The organism is Pseudomonas sp. Lb2C2 (assembly GCF_052112205.1).
GTDB lineage: Bacteria > Pseudomonadota > Gammaproteobacteria > Pseudomonadales > Pseudomonadaceae > Aquipseudomonas > Aquipseudomonas kilonensis.
Map to the genome: position 1 here is coordinate 1 of NZ_JAUTYW010000043.1, position 254 is coordinate 254.

1 tRNA gene and 1 rRNA gene are annotated in these 254 nt (G+C 52.8%); both read right to left on the minus strand.

Annotation, left to right across the window (positions count from 1 at the left end):
• Positions 1-43 precede the first annotated feature (43 nt).
• Positions 44-120 (minus strand) — tRNA-Ile (locus Q7F16_RS30180).
• Between the two features lie 81 nt (positions 121-201).
• Positions 202-254: ribosomal RNA gene (locus Q7F16_RS30185) — 16S ribosomal RNA — on the minus strand; the annotation flags it as partial.

Consider the following 254-nt stretch of genomic DNA (forward strand, 5'->3'; position numbering starts at 1 on the left):
GAGCTATGGCCCCGTATTTCTACAGGCGTTTCCCACACAAAATTGGTGGGTCTGGGCAGATTCGAACTGCCGACCTCACCCTTATCAGGGGTGCGCTCTAACCAACTGAGCTACAGACCCAATTTCGGGCTGCTTCTTTCGTCTTCTTCAATGAATCAAGCAATTCGTGTGGGAGCTCATGAAGCAGCTGCGGTCGTCGATTAAGGAGGTGATCCAGCCGCAGGTTCCCCTACGGCTACCTTGTTACGACTTCA